The sequence below is a fragment of the Hydrogenophaga sp. genome (assembly GCF_019264445.1).
GTDB lineage: Bacteria > Pseudomonadota > Gammaproteobacteria > Burkholderiales > Burkholderiaceae_C > Hydrogenophaga.
In genome coordinates this window covers 45,817-61,645 of sequence record NZ_JAHVAB010000061.1, presented here as the reverse complement: position 1 = coordinate 61,645, position 15,829 = coordinate 45,817, and the positions used below count along the sequence as shown (strand labels likewise).

Annotated in this window: 15 protein-coding genes; 4 read left to right on the top strand and 11 right to left on the bottom strand. The window is 63.1% G+C overall.

Features of this window, described 5'->3' with window-relative positions:
- Positions 1–18: 18 nt before the first annotated feature.
- Complete coding sequence (locus tag KXJ60_RS12615) at positions 19–633, bottom strand: glutathione S-transferase N-terminal domain-containing protein (protein ID WP_291127941.1); 615 nt, start codon at positions 631–633, stop codon at positions 19–21.
- 93 nt (positions 634–726) lie between these two features.
- Here KXJ60_RS12615 and purB point away from each other — a divergent pair, with 93 nt between their 5' ends.
- Complete coding sequence (gene purB, locus KXJ60_RS12610) at positions 727–2,154, top strand: adenylosuccinate lyase (protein WP_291127939.1); 1,428 nt, start codon at positions 727–729, stop codon at positions 2,152–2,154.
- Between the two features lie 9 nt (positions 2,155–2,163).
- On the opposite strand, the gene KXJ60_RS12605 is transcribed toward purB, so the two are convergent.
- Complete coding sequence (locus tag KXJ60_RS12605) at positions 2,164–2,589, bottom strand: DUF3717 domain-containing protein (protein ID WP_291127937.1); 426 nt, start codon at positions 2,587–2,589, stop codon at positions 2,164–2,166.
- Between the two features lie 457 nt (positions 2,590–3,046).
- Between KXJ60_RS12605 and KXJ60_RS12600 the strand changes: the two genes are divergently transcribed.
- Together KXJ60_RS12600 and KXJ60_RS12595 are read left to right on the top strand one after the other, a co-directional pair.
- Positions 3,047–3,799: a TerC family protein gene (locus KXJ60_RS12600; RefSeq protein WP_291127934.1), complete on the top strand. Its 753-nt coding sequence runs from the start codon at positions 3,047–3,049 to the stop codon at positions 3,797–3,799.
- 76 nt (positions 3,800–3,875) lie between these two features.
- Positions 3,876–4,223 carry a phage holin family protein gene (locus KXJ60_RS12595; protein ID WP_291127931.1) on the top strand — a complete coding sequence of 116 codons (348 nt, stop codon included), beginning with the start codon at positions 3,876–3,878 and terminating at the stop codon, positions 4,221–4,223.
- Positions 4,224–4,225: 2 nt separating this feature from the next.
- Here KXJ60_RS12595 and KXJ60_RS12590 read toward each other — a convergent pair whose 3' ends face one another.
- Positions 4,226–5,905, bottom strand: coding sequence for a M48 family metalloprotease (locus KXJ60_RS12590; protein ID WP_291127929.1), 1,680 nt, complete (start codon positions 5,903–5,905; stop codon positions 4,226–4,228).
- Positions 5,906–5,962: 57 nt separating this feature from the next.
- On the opposite strand from KXJ60_RS12590, the gene moaC reads away from it, so the two are divergent.
- Positions 5,963–6,454: a cyclic pyranopterin monophosphate synthase MoaC gene (moaC, locus tag KXJ60_RS12585; protein WP_291127927.1), complete on the top strand. Its 492-nt coding sequence runs from the start codon at positions 5,963–5,965 to the stop codon at positions 6,452–6,454.
- A 17-nt stretch (positions 6,455–6,471) separates the two neighbouring features.
- On the opposite strand, the gene KXJ60_RS12580 is transcribed toward moaC, so the two are convergent.
- The 8 genes from KXJ60_RS12580 to sucD form a co-directional block, all read right to left on the bottom strand.
- Positions 6,472–7,827, bottom strand: coding sequence for an O-antigen ligase family protein (locus tag KXJ60_RS12580; protein ID WP_291127924.1), 1,356 nt, complete (start codon positions 7,825–7,827; stop codon positions 6,472–6,474).
- Positions 7,828–7,991: 164 nt separating this feature from the next.
- On the bottom strand, positions 7,992–8,768 hold the full coding sequence (gene tfpZ / locus KXJ60_RS12575; RefSeq protein WP_291127949.1) for a TfpX/TfpZ family type IV pilin accessory protein: 777 nt from the start codon (positions 8,766–8,768) through the stop codon (positions 7,992–7,994).
- 65 nt (positions 8,769–8,833) lie between these two features.
- Positions 8,834–9,349 carry a pilin gene (locus tag KXJ60_RS12570; protein WP_291127921.1) on the bottom strand — a complete coding sequence of 172 codons (516 nt, stop codon included), beginning with the start codon at positions 9,347–9,349 and terminating at the stop codon, positions 8,834–8,836.
- A 188-nt stretch (positions 9,350–9,537) separates the two neighbouring features.
- Positions 9,538–10,341 carry a 3',5'-cyclic-nucleotide phosphodiesterase gene (locus KXJ60_RS12565; protein ID WP_291127918.1) on the bottom strand — a complete coding sequence of 268 codons (804 nt, stop codon included), beginning with the start codon at positions 10,339–10,341 and terminating at the stop codon, positions 9,538–9,540.
- A 191-nt stretch (positions 10,342–10,532) separates the two neighbouring features.
- Entirely contained in the window at positions 10,533–11,162 is a 630-nt protein-coding gene (locus KXJ60_RS12560) for an FHA domain-containing protein (protein WP_291127915.1), read from the bottom strand.
- A 47-nt stretch (positions 11,163–11,209) separates the two neighbouring features.
- Positions 11,210–11,995, bottom strand: coding sequence for a Stp1/IreP family PP2C-type Ser/Thr phosphatase (locus KXJ60_RS12555; RefSeq protein ID WP_291127913.1), 786 nt, complete (start codon positions 11,993–11,995; stop codon positions 11,210–11,212).
- 10 nt (positions 11,996–12,005) lie between these two features.
- Positions 12,006–14,699, bottom strand: a complete 2,694-nt coding sequence (locus tag KXJ60_RS12550; protein ID WP_291127911.1) for a serine/threonine-protein kinase — start codon at positions 14,697–14,699, stop codon at positions 12,006–12,008.
- Between the two features lie 230 nt (positions 14,700–14,929).
- Positions 14,930–15,823 carry a succinate--CoA ligase subunit alpha gene (gene sucD / locus KXJ60_RS12545; protein WP_291127908.1) on the bottom strand — a complete coding sequence of 298 codons (894 nt, stop codon included), beginning with the start codon at positions 15,821–15,823 and terminating at the stop codon, positions 14,930–14,932.
- Positions 15,824–15,829: the final 6 nt, after the last annotated feature.

Here is a 15,829-nt window from a genome sequence, read left to right as displayed (position 1 = left end):
GCGGCGCGGGGGGGACCCTCACACCGGTTTGGTATCCACAAAGCTCTGGCGCTGGTTGAGCTTTTCTGCCAGCCGTGCCAGGTTGGGATAAGGCGTGCGCCAGTCGATGCTGGAAAAACGGAAATCCAGATAACCCAGCGCACAGCCCACCGCCACATCGGACAGGCTGAAATGAATGCCTGAGCAGAAGGCCTTTTCGCCCAGGCCCTGGCTCATGGACTTCAGGCTGGCGTCGATCTTCGCGCGCTGGCGGTCCACCCAGGCATCGCTGCGCTGCTCACTGGTGCGCCCGGGCCAGGTGGCTTCGAGGCGGGCCAGCACCGCGGCGTCGAGCACGCCGTCGGCGAGCGCCTCCCAGGTCTTCACTTCCGCGCGCTCGCGGCCTTGCGTGGGAATCAGCTTGCCCACCGGCGAGAGCGTGTCGAGGTACTCCACGATCACGCGCGAATCGAACACCGCTTCGCCACCTTCCATCACAAGGCAGGGCACCTTGCCCAGCGGGTTGGACGTCATGATCGTGGTGTCGGCCGACCACACGTCTTCCAGAATGAACTGGTAGTCCAGCTTTTTCTCGGCCATGACAACGCGCACTTTTCGAACGTAAGGGCTGGTAATGGCGCCGATGAGTTTCATGGGGATGAAGTAAGCATTGAAAGGGGAGTGACGATTCTAGCCAGCAGCAGCATGCCAACGCATGCGCTGTACGCGGCCTCCTACAATCGCGGGATGCGCCCGACCACCCCCTCTCCCGCCGCTCCCGCCCTTTCCTCCACAGCAGGCCCCAGCGCCATCTCCGCGCTGTCGCCACTCGATGGACGCTACGCGGGCCGGCTCGCCAGCCTGCGCCCCTTCATGAGCGAACAGGGCTACATGCACCGCCGCGTGCAGGTCGAAATTGCGTGGTTCATTGCGCTGTCTGATGCGGGCCTGGCCGAATTCAAGCCACTCTCCCCAGGCGCGCGCACCTACCTCATGGGCCTGGTGAAAAACTTCAGCGAAGCCGACGGGCAAGCCATCAAGGACATCGAGAAGGTCACGAACCACGACGTCAAGGCCGTCGAGTACTGGATCAAGTCGCGCTTCGAAGCGCGCCCCGAACTGGAAAAGGCCGCCGAGTTTGTGCACTTCGCCTGCACCAGCGAAGACATCAACAACACCAGCCACGCCCTTCAGCTCAAGGGCGGGCGCGACGCGGTGCTGCTGCCCGCGCTGGACGCCGTGATCGACAAGCTGCGCGAGATGGCGCACGCCTACGCCGCGGTCCCCATGCTCAGCCGCACCCATGGACAGACCGCCAGCCCCACCACCGTGGGCAAGGAAATCGCCAACGTGGTGGTGCGCCTGAGCGCAGCGCGCGAAAAGATCGCCAGTGTCAAGCTCATGGGCAAGATGAACGGCGCGGTGGGCAACTACAACGCGCACCTGAGCGCCTGGCCCGACTTCGACTGGGAAGCCTTCAGCCGCAATGTCATCGAGCAACCCGAGCCACTGGGCCTGGGCCTGACCTTCCAGCCTTACAGCATCCAGATCGAGCCACACGACTACATGGCCGAGCTGTTCGATGCCGTGGCGCGCACCAACACCATCCTGATCGACCTCGCTCGCGACATCTGGGGCTACGTCAGCCTGGGGTACTTCAAGCAGCGGCTGAAGGCGGGCGAGATCGGTTCGTCCACGATGCCCCACAAGGTCAACCCGATCGACTTCGAGAACGCCGAAGGCAACCTGGGCCTGGCCAACGCATTGCTGCGCCACCTCTCGGAAAAGCTGCCGATCAGCCGCTGGCAGCGCGACCTCACCGACTCCACCGTGCTGCGCAACATGGGCGTCGCCCTCGGTTACGCCGTGCTGGCCTACCACTCGATGGGCGTCGGTCTGGGCAAGCTCGAACTGAACGAAGAAGCGATTGCCGCCGACCTGGACGCGTCGTGGGAAGTGCTCGCCGAACCGATCCAGACGGTCATGCGCCGTTACGGCGTGTCAGGCGCCTACGAAAAGCTCAAGGAAGTCACGCGCGGCAAAACCGTGACCGCCGAAGCGCTGCACGCGCTCATTCGCAGCCTGGAGATTCCGCAGCCGGAAAAAGACCGCCTTCTGGCCATGACGCCCGGCAGCTACGTGGGCAAGGCGACCGAGCTGGCCCGGCGGGTCTGAACCTTCGGCTCACTTGCCGCTGACCGGGCTGTCTTCCAGCGCCCGCTCGGCATAGCGGTTGAAGCGCCAGGCGTCGCCCTCGATGGTGATGCGCCGCCAACTCGCGCGCTTCTCGGCGGGCGTCATCTCGGTCCAGCGCTGCACTTCGTCAAAGCTGCGCCCGCAGCCCTTGCACACCTCGTCGCCCTGGCTGGTTGAGCAAATGGCGATGCAGGGCGTATCGGGCGTGGTGCCGTACCAGGCCAGCCACGCCTCCCGCGCAGGCGCGGGCAAGGTGGCCTCGTCGGCCTCGGTCTCGTGAAACCACACCAGCAGCGCATACACCTCGGCCAATGCGCGCGTCTCCTTGCACAGTGACACACCATCGGGCGAGGGTGAGCGCTCACGCCAGTAGTTGATGGCGGCTTCGATGTCGGTGATGTGGATGCCGGGCATGGGGGGTGGATCATAGCCAGTTCACTCCTGTCGAATGCGCCGACGTCGGCAGAAACAACCCCGGGCTTGTGGTAACTGCGTATCCGCGCGGGCCGCCGCAGCGCCAGGCCGACCGCTACAATCGCGGGTCTCGAGGGGGAGTAGCTCTCCGCTCCAGCGCCGAGGGGCCGCCAGGCCCGTCACCGTTGGGCATCGGGTTGTCGTCAGCACGAAGCCACAGGCTTCCGGCAGCCCGGGTTTGGCAATTGCATGCCGGGCCGAGCAAGACCTTTGATAGACCCCCGCGGGGTCGATCAACGCACGTCCATCCCCTTCGCCAGCGCACCCGATGCGCCGTCGTGAACAGATGAAACCAGCCCAGTGATCGCCCGCGCGGGTCGATGCACGAGAAAGCTGGGCGGATCAGACGAGAGGGACTTGCGTCCCGCCCTTTCAGACAAACGACAACGAGGAATTTATGGACTTCCTGACATCGCCTGCGTTCTGGGTCGCGCTGGGACAGATCATCATCATCGACATCCTGCTGGGTGGCGACAACGCGGTCGTGATCGCACTGGCCTGCCGCAAGCTGCCGCCCGCGCAGCGCACCAAGGGCATCATCTGGGGCACCTTTGGCGCCATCGTGCTGCGCGTGATCCTCATCGCGTTTGCCATGACGCTGCTGACGGTGCCTTTCATCAAGCTCGTGGGCGCCATCCTGCTGATCTGGATTGGCGTGAAACTGCTGGCGCCCGATGACGAAGCGCACGGCGACATCCAGGGCAGCGACAAGCTCTTTGCCGCCATCAAGACCATCATCGTGGCCGATCTGGTGATGAGCGTGGACAACGTGATCGCGATTGCCGGTGCCGCCCAGAATGCGGGCGAACACTCGTTCCTGCTGGTGGTGCTGGGTCTGCTGATCTCCATCCCCATCATCGTCTGGGGCAGCACGCTGGTCATCAAGCTCATGGCCCGCTTCCCGTTGATCATCACCCTGGGCGGCATGCTGCTGGGCTGGATCGCCGGTGGCATGCTCGTGACCGACCCGGCCTTCGTCAACCCCGACAAGTGGCTGTGGATGCCCAAGCTGGGCACCGTCTACGAAAAGGGCATGGCCGTCATCTCCGACACCTTGTACTGGGCCGCCCACATTGCTGGCGCACTGCTGGTGCTGGCCATTGGCAAGTGGGTCGCCTCGCGCCGCCCGGCTGCGACGCTCGAAGCCTGATCGCCCACCGCGCTCATGCCATGAAAGCGGCGCCCAATGGGCGCCGCTTTTTTGTTCACGCTGCTATGCTGCGCCCATGAAACTCATCCTGACCTGGTTGCTCGCCGCCTGCGCCCTGCTGGTGGTGGCCTACATCTACCCCGGCGTGCAAGTGCAGAACTTCACCTCGGCACTGATCGCTGCGGCCGTGATCGGCCTGTTCAATGCGGTGCTGCGCCCCGTCCTGGTGGTGCTGACGCTGCCGGTGACGATCGTCACGCTGGGCCTGTTCCTCTTCGTCATCAACGCGCTGCTCTTCTGGGCCGCGTCGGGCGTGCTGAACGGCTTTCACGTCAACGGCTTCTGGGCCGCGCTGCTGGGCTCGTTGATCTATTCGGTGCTCATGCTCGTGGTGAACACCGCGACGCGATCCCTCCTGCGCTGAGCCTACTCTTCGCGCACCGACTCGCGAAGCCGCGCTTCCACCTCACGCCGGCGGCTGTCGACGATGGCCAGCTCCATGCCATCGGTGCGCTCCGCCGCAGGCAGCGCCTGAGCGGCCTTGAAGCGGTCGGCTGCGCCCGCAAAGTCCAGGTGTGCGGCACGTGCCTCGGCCTCGGCCCGGATCGCCCGAAGTTTCTGGCCTTGCACCTCGTACGCCCGCGACAACGTCTGCCACGCCACGGCATCGCGCGGCTGCAGCGCCACCCAGGCCTGCAGACGCGAGACCGCCCGCTGCGGTTGCCCGGTTGCGATGGCCGCTTGGGCGCCCTGCAGCGCACTGGCACGCGTCGTGCCTGCCAACGCCTGGTCGCGCAGCTCACCCAGCAAGGCTGATTGCGCAGGCGGCAGGGCAGCCGCACCACCCGCCGCAGGCGCCAGCAGAATGTCGAGCAACAACGCATCGACCGTGGCACGCGCCTCGGGCGCGGCCACCGCGCGCAACCGCTGCGCCAGATCCAGAGCGAGATCGCGCTGCCCCAGGCGCAATGCGGAGAGTGCCCCCGCATAGCGCTCGCCAGGCGACGCGTTGGCGCCCTGGCCCAGCGTCAGCCACGCGCGCTGGCGGTCCGGACCGTTCTCGGCCAGCACCCTCGCCCTTGCCGACACAAGCGCGTGCTGAGCCCGTGACGGCATGGCCAGACCCATTGCCGCAGACGGCGCATCGCGCCGGGGCAGATCGAGTTTCAGCCCACCTGTGCCTGTACCCGCGCGCGCTGCGGCCGCAGAAGGCGCGCCTGGCGCCGGCGCTGCACCGGCGGCGACCGTCGGGCCGGAGGGCACACGCGAGCGCATGTCGGCGATGCGCTCGCCCGTGAGCGGGTGGCTGCGCAGGTAGGGGAACGAGCCGTCGTCGTAACGCGAGGACTGCTGCATCTTGTCGAACATGCTCACGAAGCCCAGCCCGTCAAACCCGGCGCCGGTGAGCACACCGAATCCCACGCGGTCGGCCTCGCGCTCCATGTCGCGCGAAAAATTCAGCTGCGTCTGCGCAGCGACCGCCGAACTACCGGCAATGGCCGCGCCAGCCACTTGCGAGTTGGCGCCTGCCGCCAGCGCGCCAAGGATCATGGCGCCCAACATCCAGGGCGCCATGCGCTCCTCGCGCGTGATCATGCGTGCAATGTGGCGCTGCGACACGTGGCTGAGTTCGTGCGCCATCACCGAGGCCAGCTCTTCCGGTTTGTCGGTGAGCGCCAGCAGCCCCAGGTTCACGCCCAGATAACCCCCTGGCAAGGCAAAGGCATTGACGCGCTTGTCGCGCGACACCATGAGCTCCCAAGCCATGCGCTCGGCCAACTCGGGTGGCACGTCGCCACGGTCACGTGCAGCGCCCAGCAGCGGCTGCCACACGGCCTGGAGATAGTCGCCCAGCACGGGGTCGTCGAGGTAGTCGGGATCGCGGTAAATGTCGCGCGCAATGCGGTCGCCCAGACGGCGCTCTGCCGCAATCGACATGCCTTGGCCGTCCCCCAGACTGGGCAACGCCGAGCTGGACGCGCCGTCTCGAATCGGCTGCGCCATCAAGCCCGGCGAGGGCAGGCAGGTTGACACCAGGGCGAGCACGCCCAAGTACAAAGCACCACGGCGAGCGGACGGCAACAGCGAAGTGAGGGAAAAACGCATCCCCGTATGATGCCGCCAACGCCTGACGGTTCTGTAAAGCCCGCGAAACAAGCCCCCATGACCGATACAAAAACCCCCTCTCCGCTCACCCACTTTGATGCCCAGGGCCAGGCCCACATGGTCGATGTGGCGGCCAAGGCCAGCACGCACCGGGTTGCAGTCGCACAGGGCCGCATCAGCATGCAACCGGCCACACTGGCTTTGATTCAGTCGGGCTCAGCAAAAAAGGGCGACGTGCTCGGCATCGCCCGCATCGCCGGCATCCAGGCCGCCAAGAAAACCAGCGACCTCATCCCCCTGTGCCACCCCATCGCCCTGACCCGCGTGACGGTGGAATTCGACATTGATGTCGACACCCACAGCGTGCTGTGCCGCGCCACCGCCGAATGCACCGGCCAGACCGGCGTGGAAATGGAAGCCCTGTCCGCCGTGTCCGTGGCCTTGCTCACGATCTACGACATGTGCAAGGCGGTGGATCGGGGGATGGTGATGGATGGGGTGCGGTTGATGGAGAAGCGGGGGGGGAAGAGTGGGGAGTTTGTGGTTTGAGGTAAGGCACGTAGACACTACGGCCCTGTGTCCATGTGATCCTTGGACTTCTTCCATTCGGCATAGTCCTCCGGCCAAGCTGCTCTGAAGCGAGTTTCGTGCAATTGCGCCAAATCTGTTCGACCTAGCAACTTTGCGGCTTCAATCACGCGACGGATGATTCGTGCATCTGGTGCTGTATGCAGTGACGCCAGACCACCGGCCAGTATGAGCTCAGCATTGCCAGATTGGAGTTCGGTGGCAATAACTTGCGCGATCAAAACATGCGAATTGAACAGCACGGTGTCGCGAGACTTGTTGAAGGTGTCCTCGCGGTAGCTCTCCAGCCTTTTGCTCTCTGGCAAATAAAGCTGACTCACTTTGAGGTACTCCCATGCGATGAAGGCGAGGATCGCGAGCAGCAGAGCAGAAGCACACGCGCGCGCACCTGCACTCACGCGACGAGTTACCAGCTCGCTGCCTCCGCCCCGCGTCAGATATATTTGCCACCCGGCCAGTAGGGCCATCAGTTGGAAGACTCCAAACCAGAGCGGGTACTCCAGCAAGCTGTGCAAGGAAATCAACGCTACAACGCCCCAGCAAAGACGCTCTGTGGGATGTAACGCCTGCCAAGGGCGAAGCCTCCACACGAAGTACACCATCGCCGTACACGCAATGACCGCAATGGGAATGCCCATGGTGAAAGCGAGTTGCAGAGGCAGGTTATGAGCATGGGAGAGCTTCTCGCAAAAGCGGGAGTCGCCGAAGTCAGTCGCGTAATGCGCGTAAAGGAGCTCTCCGGGACCCCATCCCATCCACGGCTTGGCAGCAATGAGGTCAACCACATTGCTCCAGAGCAGCCGTCGGCTGTGACAGGTAGCACCAATCGAAAAGCGATCAAACAGTTGGCGCTCGACCGAGATGCCGCTCATTTCAGCGAGCATTGGCAGGCCATTCGCCGCGATGGCATAGAAAGTCCAACCAACTACAAGAATCAGAAGTGCTTTGCGCCACTGGCTTGAGTGCCAAAGCAGAAGCATGCATGAAATAGCCAAGAGATGCACCACACCCGTTCGAGATGCGGTTGCGGCAAGCGTTACTAATAGCAAGGCTGCCATCCAGACAACGTGCACCGTGGCAAGGCCGCGCCTGACCACCATCCACCATACGCACAGCAAACCCACAGCGAGCAACGTGGCCAGCATATTGAGCTGATGGACGTTCGCAGTGACGTAACCCGGCATCGTGGGTGCGATCCATGGATAAAATCCATTCTCAAGGTCGAAATACTGCATCAGGCCCAGCAGAGTGCTGCCCAACGCTGCAATCAACCAACCACTAACGAGAGCAAGCTCTCGTCGCGCACCTGTACTGGGCAGAAGGAACAGCAGCACTGCCCCCACTGTCCATGCGAAAAGATCTGGCCACATGGCCGACACGGGACCTGAGAGAAAAGGCCAAAACCAGGGAGCGGCCACCAGCAAGGCGCAAAGCGACGCCAACGCAACTGATGCTGCATCTGAAGCAGTTGTGGCTAAAGAGGGATTTCGCGCTAGGCTCATCGCCAACCATCCAAATGCAAATATGCGCGAGGCTGACCGCTGGCGCGCTCCACAATAGCGACCCAGTCGGTGATCTCTTCGCGAACCAAGGGTAGGTAACCCATTTGGGAATCCAGAAGCCCTGCTTCTGCCAATACCGCGTCGATAGTAGCGCCATCCTCGCGATGTCTCTCGCGAAGCACGCTCAAAGGCTGTAGTTCAGCCTGCAAAGACGGCAATTGCTCTCCCCAAGGGATCCAGCGAGAAGGTCTGAAAGACGGATGGAGCCCTTGCGTCGACATTTGCACGCTGGCGAGGTAGTCAGCATCACCGGGATGAGCAAGCCGGACACCGATGAGCTTTGGCCCCAACAGTGGAAGCGATTGCATTCCATCGCGCGCTTCAGGCAGTCGTTGCATATCTACGTCAAATGCCTGAACGACACGGAATCGATCCCCTTCGAAGGCTACGAATACTGGCCTTGCAGCAGCCACCTGACCAATGCCGTAGACCAAGGCACCAAGTTGCAAGAGAACAATCAGCGCAAGATCGACACGCCATTTAAGGCGGGACTTCGCCGGGTCATACAACACGAGAGTCAACATTGGACCGCAGACTAAATCCACGGCCATCAAAATGAGAAAGAGGTTTCGCCCTCCCGTCAACTCGTGGAGAGGGGAAGGGAACCAGACTACAAAGACCACCCAGGCCACGGTGGTCGCCACCAAGGCGCAAAACGCCAAATGCCAGAGAGCAGCCCGTAAAGCCGATCGGAAACGTGCAGTCCATACCATCTGACAAACTTCCTTCCAAGAAAAAAGAGCGCCGTAGCGCTCTTTTTCGTGATGCAAAGCTCAGCTTACTTGCATTCAGCGGGAGCGAAACGGGCCGGCAGGGTTGCGGCTGGGGTAGGAACGTTCGCCCAGCTTGCGGTGGCCGTGTTGGCCGCCAAGCATTTCCACGCAACGGACTGAGCGGGCGGGGTGAAAGCCGACGTACCGGTGGGCAGGCCGGTTCCACCCGGGGCATTTGGCACAACGTGCAAAGTGCCCCCGCCAGCAGCGGGGGTCGTCGTGATCGTGATGGCGCCTGTCGCTTCCGTGATGACCACACTGTTCACGTTACGGGTGGATGCAGGTGCGGTATAGCCCAGCGAGTAACCCGATGCAGAGTTCGAAGGGTTGCCGGAGGACAGCACATCCTGCACATTGACTTTGGCAGCGGATGCTGCAACCAAACCCTCAGACACACGCGCACGCACCGTGTAAACCTGATAAGCCGGCAGCGCAACAGCAGCCAAAATACCGATGATGGCCACCACGATCATCAGTTCGATCAGGGTGAAACCTTTTTGGAGGGAACGCTTCAGCTTCATGGAAAACTCCTAGGGGACAGAGGTTGGGTTAAGGACGGTTTCCTATCAGCAGACGCCGTGCCAACCTGAAATGGCGGGTTTTCTGAGGTCTATTTCACGCTTTAACCATCACCAGTGACATTTGGTGACCGCAGCGCCGGAATGTGACCGACATTTTTTGTCACCGTCGCCTTGCGCGACGGGATTTGTCACAGCTCGAAGGTGTCGCCCGCGCTGAGCCAGCGGATGTCGTGACGCGGTGCTTCCGTCGCCTGGGGCGCGTCGTCGAAACGCCGAATCTCTTCCATGATCAAGCCGGTCTCGGCGGGCTTGGTGTGGGTGATGTAGATCGGGTAGGGGTGGCGTGTATCGATCTGCGCGAGTTCCTGCGCCAGCATGCCGGGGGCCAGATGCAGGCTTCGCTGGGCGAGGTCGTTTTCACGGTCGCTGAAGGCCGTCTCGATCACCAGCTGGGCCACGGGCAGTTGGTTGACGCGCTGCCAGAAGGCTGGGTTGCGCCCGGTGTCGCCACTGAACACCCAATGCCCGGAAGCTGTGGCCGCGGCGAACCCCACGGCGGGCACGGTATGCACCGCAGGCAGCACCTCTACCGCCTTGCCCCCCACGTGCAGCACCTCGCCCACGGCGATGGACACGAAACGCATCAGCGGCGTATCGACGCTGGGGATGGCGGAGAAGTCGGGCCAGATGAGGTTGTTGAAGATGTGCACCTTGAGCGCGGCGATGGTGCCAGGCAGGGCGTACACCTGCAGCGGCGCCGCACCGCTGGCCAGGCGCCGCGCGGCAACGGCATCGAGCATCAGGGGCAGGGCTGCCACGTGATCCAGGTGGGAGTGCGTGAGCAGCACGTGGTCCACACGGGCCATCTCGTCCAGGGTGAGGTCGCCCACACCGGTACCAGCGTCAATCAGGACGTTGTCGTCGAGCAAGAAAGAGGTGGTGCGGCAACCTTGGGCAATGGCGCCGGAACACCCGAGTACGCGGACCCTCATGGGAAGCCTGGGCAGTGAAATGGCCGAAGAACCCGGCGCATCAAATGAAGAAACAGGTTGGCCGGACTCTGCTGGAGTCCAGTGGCAACCGCCTGCCGAAGGCTACCGCGTTGAACAAGTCCCGGAAAGGACTTTTTTGGCACTTCTGCCTGATGGCTCAACGCCTTTGGGCAGGCGTTGGCGAGGGTGGCTCAATGCTGCACGAACTGCATCTGCGTGCCGGCCAGTTCCAGCAAATCGCCGTGGTTCAGGTTCACGGCATCGGTGCCGATGGGGTTGCCATTGATGGTGGGCTTCTGGGTGCCCTCCACGAGCGCCACCACATAGCCATGGGGCCGCCGCGTGATGGCCGCCACGGCCACACCCGGTTTTCCGATGGTGGTCACGACCTTGACCAGAGGTACCTCACGGCCTGCGGCCGTGCCCGACATCACCTTGATCGCTGCGTTGCCCAGAGGAGCGCCTTGCGCATCGCCGGACTCCACCACGGAGCCTGCGCTGATGACCATGGTTTTTTCGTAGCTCTCGCTGGCGCCTTCGTGCACGAACTTGATTTTGTACTTGCCGATCTCGACCGCATCACCGTTTTGCAGCTGCTGCTTCTTGATCGCCTTGCCGTTGACGTAGGTGCCGTTGGTGCTGTTGAGGTCTTCCAGAAACACGTCCATGCCGGACATCTGCATCACGGCGTGTTCACCGCTGACGGCCAGGTTGTCGATGACGATGTCGTTGTAGGGACGGCGGCCAAGCGTGGTGCGGTCTTTGGTGAGCTGCACTTCCTTGATGACGACACCGTCAATCGAAACGATCATTTTCGGCATGGCCGACTCCTCTGGAACCTATTGGTTAATTCTCAAAATAACGCTGATTATTTGCCCAGCATGCGCGAGAGCAGGCCCTTGCGCACAGGCTTCGAGCGAGCATACGCCAGTATCACCGAAATATTGTCGCGCCCGCCGCAGTCGTTGGCGGCGTCCACCAGCGCCTGCGCCTTTTCCTCCAGCGTGCCTGCCGTCACCACCAACGCAGCAATGCGCTCGTCGCTCATCATGTCGCTCAGGCCGTCGGAGCAGAAGAGGTACAGGTCCTCGTCCTCGACGCGGTACTCGTTCACTTCGAGCAGCACGGTGTCTTCCACGCCAAGCGCCCGGGTGACGAGGTTTTTGTGGGTTGCGTACTGCGCCTGCTCCAGGGAAATCAGGCCGGCGTCGATCTGTTCCTGCAGCAGGGAATGATCGCGCGTGATCTGCATGAAGTTGCCTTCGCGGAGCCGGTAGCAACGGGAGTCGCCGACGTGGCCGATCATGGCGCGGGTGCCATGAAAGACGCCCATGACCAGGGTCGTGCCCATGCCCGCGTACTGCGCGTTGGAGTTGGCTGCGTTGAAGATGGACCGGTTGGCGTTGTCGATGCAGATTTCCATGGCGCGCTTGAGCTCGCGCGCGCTGGCCTCGTGCCCACCCTCGGACATCCAGCGCCCGAGCTCGGTCTTGATGAAGGTGGTCGCCATGGCGCTCGCCACCTCACCTGCGTTGTACCCGCCCATGCCGTCGGCCAGCACCGCGATCTGGTTCTCGGGATCGAGGGCCACGGAGTCCTCGTTGTTGTCCCTGACCAGACCAGGATCTGTGAGGCAAAAATACTCAAAAATCATATGGTTGGAGTTATAAGCGGATATCGAAGCCGGAGGTCTGGGACTCGGTCGAGGAAACCGGGGGCGGCGTGACAACTGTGGCAACCATGGCGCTTTCGTCGCGCTGCGCGTTCATGGCCTGCGTTCGCTGAAACGCCTGGGCGGTAGCGCTCGGTGCCACGGGCGTGTCCGGAACAGCGCGCAGTGCAGCGGCGATTTCAGCCCCGGTCTGGTAGCGCTCCGAGGGCGACTTCGCCAAGGTTTTGGCCAGTATATCGGCGAGGTCCTGCGGCAACTCGGGGCGCAACTCGCGCACGCTTGGCGCGGGTGTATTGGCAATCTGGTACATCAAGGCCGCGATGGAATCGCCTCTCAATGGCAGCATGCCGGTGAGCAGCTGAAACAGCATGACGCCCAAGGAGTACAGGTCAGAGCGACCGTCCACCCGCTGACCGCCGAGCTGCTCAGGCGACATGAAGCTGGGCGTGCCGAGCACCATGCCGGTCTTGGTTTTGCTGGTGCCGGTGATGCGCGCGATGCCAAAGTCGGTGACCTTCACGGCGTCCGTGGCGGCGTCGTACATCACGTTGGCCGGCTTGATGTCCCGGTGCACCACCTGCTGCCGGTGCGCGTGATCCAGCGCCAGGGCAACGCGCTCACCAATGCTCAGCACCGTGGCGACCGGCAGGAGCTGACCGGCGCGCGTGTGATCCACCAGATCACGCCCCTGCAGAAACTCCATGGCGATATAGGCCAGGTCGTGTTCTTCACCTGCGTCAAAGATGGTGACGATGTTGGGGTGCTGCAGCCGCCCGGCGGTTTCTGCTTCCCTGAAGAAGCGCTCGCGCACATCGGTGAGCTCCGAACCCTCGAACTCCGCGCTGAGCGCCAGGGTCTTGATCGCCACCGTGCGTCCGATCTTCGGGTCACGACCCAGGTAGACGACGCCCATGGCGCCTTTGCCCAGCTCTTTCTCCACCTGGTAGCGGCCCAGCATGGGCTTCTCGATGTCTCCACCGGAGAGCAGCAGCGTGCCGCCCGGGTGGGCAGAACCTGTCCCGAGCACCACGGTGTCCGACAAATTCTTGGCGCGCTTCAAGCGCGTCTGCACGTCGGTGTCGGTGCGATCCAGACGCGCCATGTGTTCGTACACAGCTTCGGCCTTGTTGAACTGGCGTTTGCGTTCAAAGTCCAGCGCCAGATGCTTGAGCGTGTCCATCAGCGCGGGGCTGTAAGGCACGCGGCGCAGCCGGTCGAACGCCATGTCGAGCTGGCCCTGACCTTGCAGCGCGAGCGCCATCATTCGGTTGGTTTCTGCCGACTCCGCATCGGTCTTCTGCTTTCCCGCCTCCGTCACCAGAAAACGCCGCGTGGTGAGCGCCAGGTGCCCGATCAGCAGCAGCGCCACCGGAAACACCAGCTGGAGCCAGATCGCTGTGGCGGCGAGCAACTGGTATTCCGCAACGAGCAGCGTGATGAACAGGACCCCCGTCACAACGGCGCCAGCGGCAGCGGACAGTCTGGGCAACACCACCAGGAGATAGAGGGTGACCAGCAGCAGCACGGCGAGCACCGCCATGTCACCCCACGCCGGGCTTGCAATGAAGTGCCCACTGAGGATGCTCGATGTGATGTGCGCCAGGATCGTTGCGGGCGACATCGCGGCCGACACCGGCGTGGTGAACAAGGTGCCGACACCCGCCGCCGTGGCTCCAATGATGACGATCTTGTCGGCGTATTTGCTTGCAGGAATGCGCCCGGACATCACGTCGTAGAAAGAGTCCACCGCAAACGCCGGCTTGCCATTGCGATCGGCGTAGAACTGCGGCAGCAAGCGGGCTGAGGCGTCGGTGGGGATGACGGTAGGACCCAACTGCACGCCAACGCCGGGCAAACGGCGGATGTCCTGGGTGCTCAGATTCAGGCTGTGCGCAGCAATCGCGAGCCCCATGGACGGCACCGAAAATCCGTCGAAACGCACGAGCAGCGGCTCTTGTCGCACCGAGCCATCGGCGTCAGGCAACAGGTTCAGGTGGCCAACCGCCTTGGCCGCATCGCCCACGCCAGCCAAAGGCTGTTGGGAGCGAAGGGCGGGTACGCCAAAGCCGTCGTCGCCAGCCAGCGCGCTGCGCTGGGCAAAAGCCGGCAGGGGTTCGTCGGGTCGGCCCAGTGGATCGCCCAGGGTAAAGACCGAAGGCACGATCACGTTGCCCGCCCGCTCCACGCTCGCCACAAGGCGGGCGTCTGAATCCAGGCGCTGCTCGGCTTCGCCGATGAAACCCAGCAGCCGCCGACGCGAGTCCTCACCCAGATCCGGCCAGGGGGCAGCGCCAGTTGCGGTGCCATCCACCTGGCTTCGAAGCTCGCGCAACTGCGACAACCCGCGGTCTGTCTGGGGCTCAAAGAAAAAGGCGGTATGGGCGATGGTCTTCGCCTTGGCGGCGCTGAGCTGATCGATGAGCTCGGCATGCACTTCACGCGGCCAAGGCCAGCGCCCGATGTTCGCGATGCTCTCGTCGTCAATCGCAATGATGGCGATGCGGTCGCTCGGCAGGCGGCTGCTGGCGGCGCTGGCGAGGTCGTAAAAGCGACGTTCCAGGCCACTGAAAAGGTCGGTGGAGGCGTGCAACACAAAGACCGCCACCACCACGAGCAGGCCCATCAGGGCGTCGGATCGCCAGATCCGGCCTTTGCCTCTTTTGGATTTCGCCTTGTTGGTGGACACGCTGCACATTCTCCGGGTGGGTTCGCCTGCTGGTCGCCGCGAGCCGCCCGAAGGTCAGAGACAAGCGCACCATCGGTGCCGATTCACGGAATCAGCGACCAAAGCGTGGCATTTTGTTGCAGCCGCCGCGGGCTGGGCAAGAGGCTCTGTGGGGTTGAAACCTCAATAACCGGCGACGCAAAGAAAAAGGCAACGCAAGCGTTGCCTTCTTCACGCGGAGCGCCAGCAGATCAGAGCTGGGCCTTGAGCAGCTTGCCCAGTTCCGACGGGTTGCGCGTGATGATGAAGCCAGACTCTTCCATGATGGCCAGCTTGGCATCGGCCGTGTCGGCACCGCCAGAGATGAGCGCGCCAGCGTGGCCCATGCGCTTGCCGGGGGGCGCGGTCACGCCAGCGATGAAGCCCACGATAGGCTTCTTCATGTTGGCCTTGCACCACTGGGCGGCTTCGGCTTCGTCCGGACCACCGATCTCACCGATCATGATGACGGCGTCGGTATCGGGATCGTCGTTGAAGGCCTTCATCACGTCGATGTGCTTCAGACCGTTGATGGGGTCGCCACCAATGCCCACCGCGCTCGACTGGCCCAGACCCACTTCGGTCAGCATCGCCACGGCTTCGTAGGTCAGCGTGCCCGAGCGGGACACCACGCCGATACGACCCTTGCGGTGGATGTGGCCGGGCATGATGCCGATCTTGATTTCGTCCGGCGTGATCAGGCCAGGGCAGTTGGGGCCCAGCAGCAGCGTCTTCTTGCCGCCAGCGGCTTCCTTGGCCTTCATCTTGTTGCGCACTTCGAGCATGTCGCGAACGGGGATGCCTTCGGTGATGCAGATGGCCATGTCCAGGTCCGCTTCGACGGCCTCCCAGATGGCGGCGGCCGCGCCTGCAGGCGGGACGTAGATCACCGACACGGTAGCGCCGGTCTGCGATGCGGCTTCCTTGACGGAGGCGTAGATCGGGATGTTGAAGATCGACTCACCGGCCTTCTTGGGGTTCACGCCAGCCACGAAGCAGTTCTTACCGTTCGCGTATTCCTGGCACTTCTCAGTGTGGAACTGGCCCGTCTTGCCCGTGATGCCCTGGGTGATGACCTTGGTGTCTTTGTTGATGTAGATCGACATGATGCT

What these genes read in the sequence shown, in the direction of transcription:
- KXJ60_RS12615 (WP_291127941.1), bottom strand. Translation starts at nt 633, where the DNA reads ATGAAACTCATCGGCGCCATTACCAGCCCTTACGTTCGAAAAGTGCGC.
- purB (WP_291127939.1), top strand. Translation starts at nt 727, where the DNA reads ATGCGCCCGACCACCCCCTCTCCCGCCGCTCCCGCCCTTTCCTCCACA.
- KXJ60_RS12605 (WP_291127937.1), bottom strand. Translation starts at nt 2,589, where the DNA reads ATGCCCGGCATCCACATCACCGACATCGAAGCCGCCATCAACTACTGG.
- KXJ60_RS12600 (WP_291127934.1), top strand. Translation starts at nt 3,047, where the DNA reads ATGGACTTCCTGACATCGCCTGCGTTCTGGGTCGCGCTGGGACAGATC.
- KXJ60_RS12595 (WP_291127931.1), top strand. Translation starts at nt 3,876, where the DNA reads ATGAAACTCATCCTGACCTGGTTGCTCGCCGCCTGCGCCCTGCTGGTG.
- KXJ60_RS12590 (WP_291127929.1), bottom strand. Translation starts at nt 5,905, where the DNA reads ATGCGTTTTTCCCTCACTTCGCTGTTGCCGTCCGCTCGCCGTGGTGCT.
- moaC (WP_291127927.1), top strand. Translation starts at nt 5,963, where the DNA reads ATGACCGATACAAAAACCCCCTCTCCGCTCACCCACTTTGATGCCCAG.
- tfpZ (WP_291127949.1), bottom strand. Translation starts at nt 8,768, where the DNA reads ATGGTATGGACTGCACGTTTCCGATCGGCTTTACGGGCTGCTCTCTGG.
- KXJ60_RS12570 (WP_291127921.1), bottom strand. Translation starts at nt 9,349, where the DNA reads ATGAAGCTGAAGCGTTCCCTCCAAAAAGGTTTCACCCTGATCGAACTG.
- KXJ60_RS12565 (WP_291127918.1), bottom strand. Translation starts at nt 10,341, where the DNA reads ATGAGGGTCCGCGTACTCGGGTGTTCCGGCGCCATTGCCCAAGGTTGC.
- KXJ60_RS12560 (WP_291127915.1), bottom strand. Translation starts at nt 11,162, where the DNA reads ATGCCGAAAATGATCGTTTCGATTGACGGTGTCGTCATCAAGGAAGTG.
- KXJ60_RS12555 (WP_291127913.1), bottom strand. Translation starts at nt 11,995, where the DNA reads ATGATTTTTGAGTATTTTTGCCTCACAGATCCTGGTCTGGTCAGGGAC.
- sucD (WP_291127908.1), bottom strand. Translation starts at nt 15,823, where the DNA reads ATGTCGATCTACATCAACAAAGACACCAAGGTCATCACCCAGGGCATC.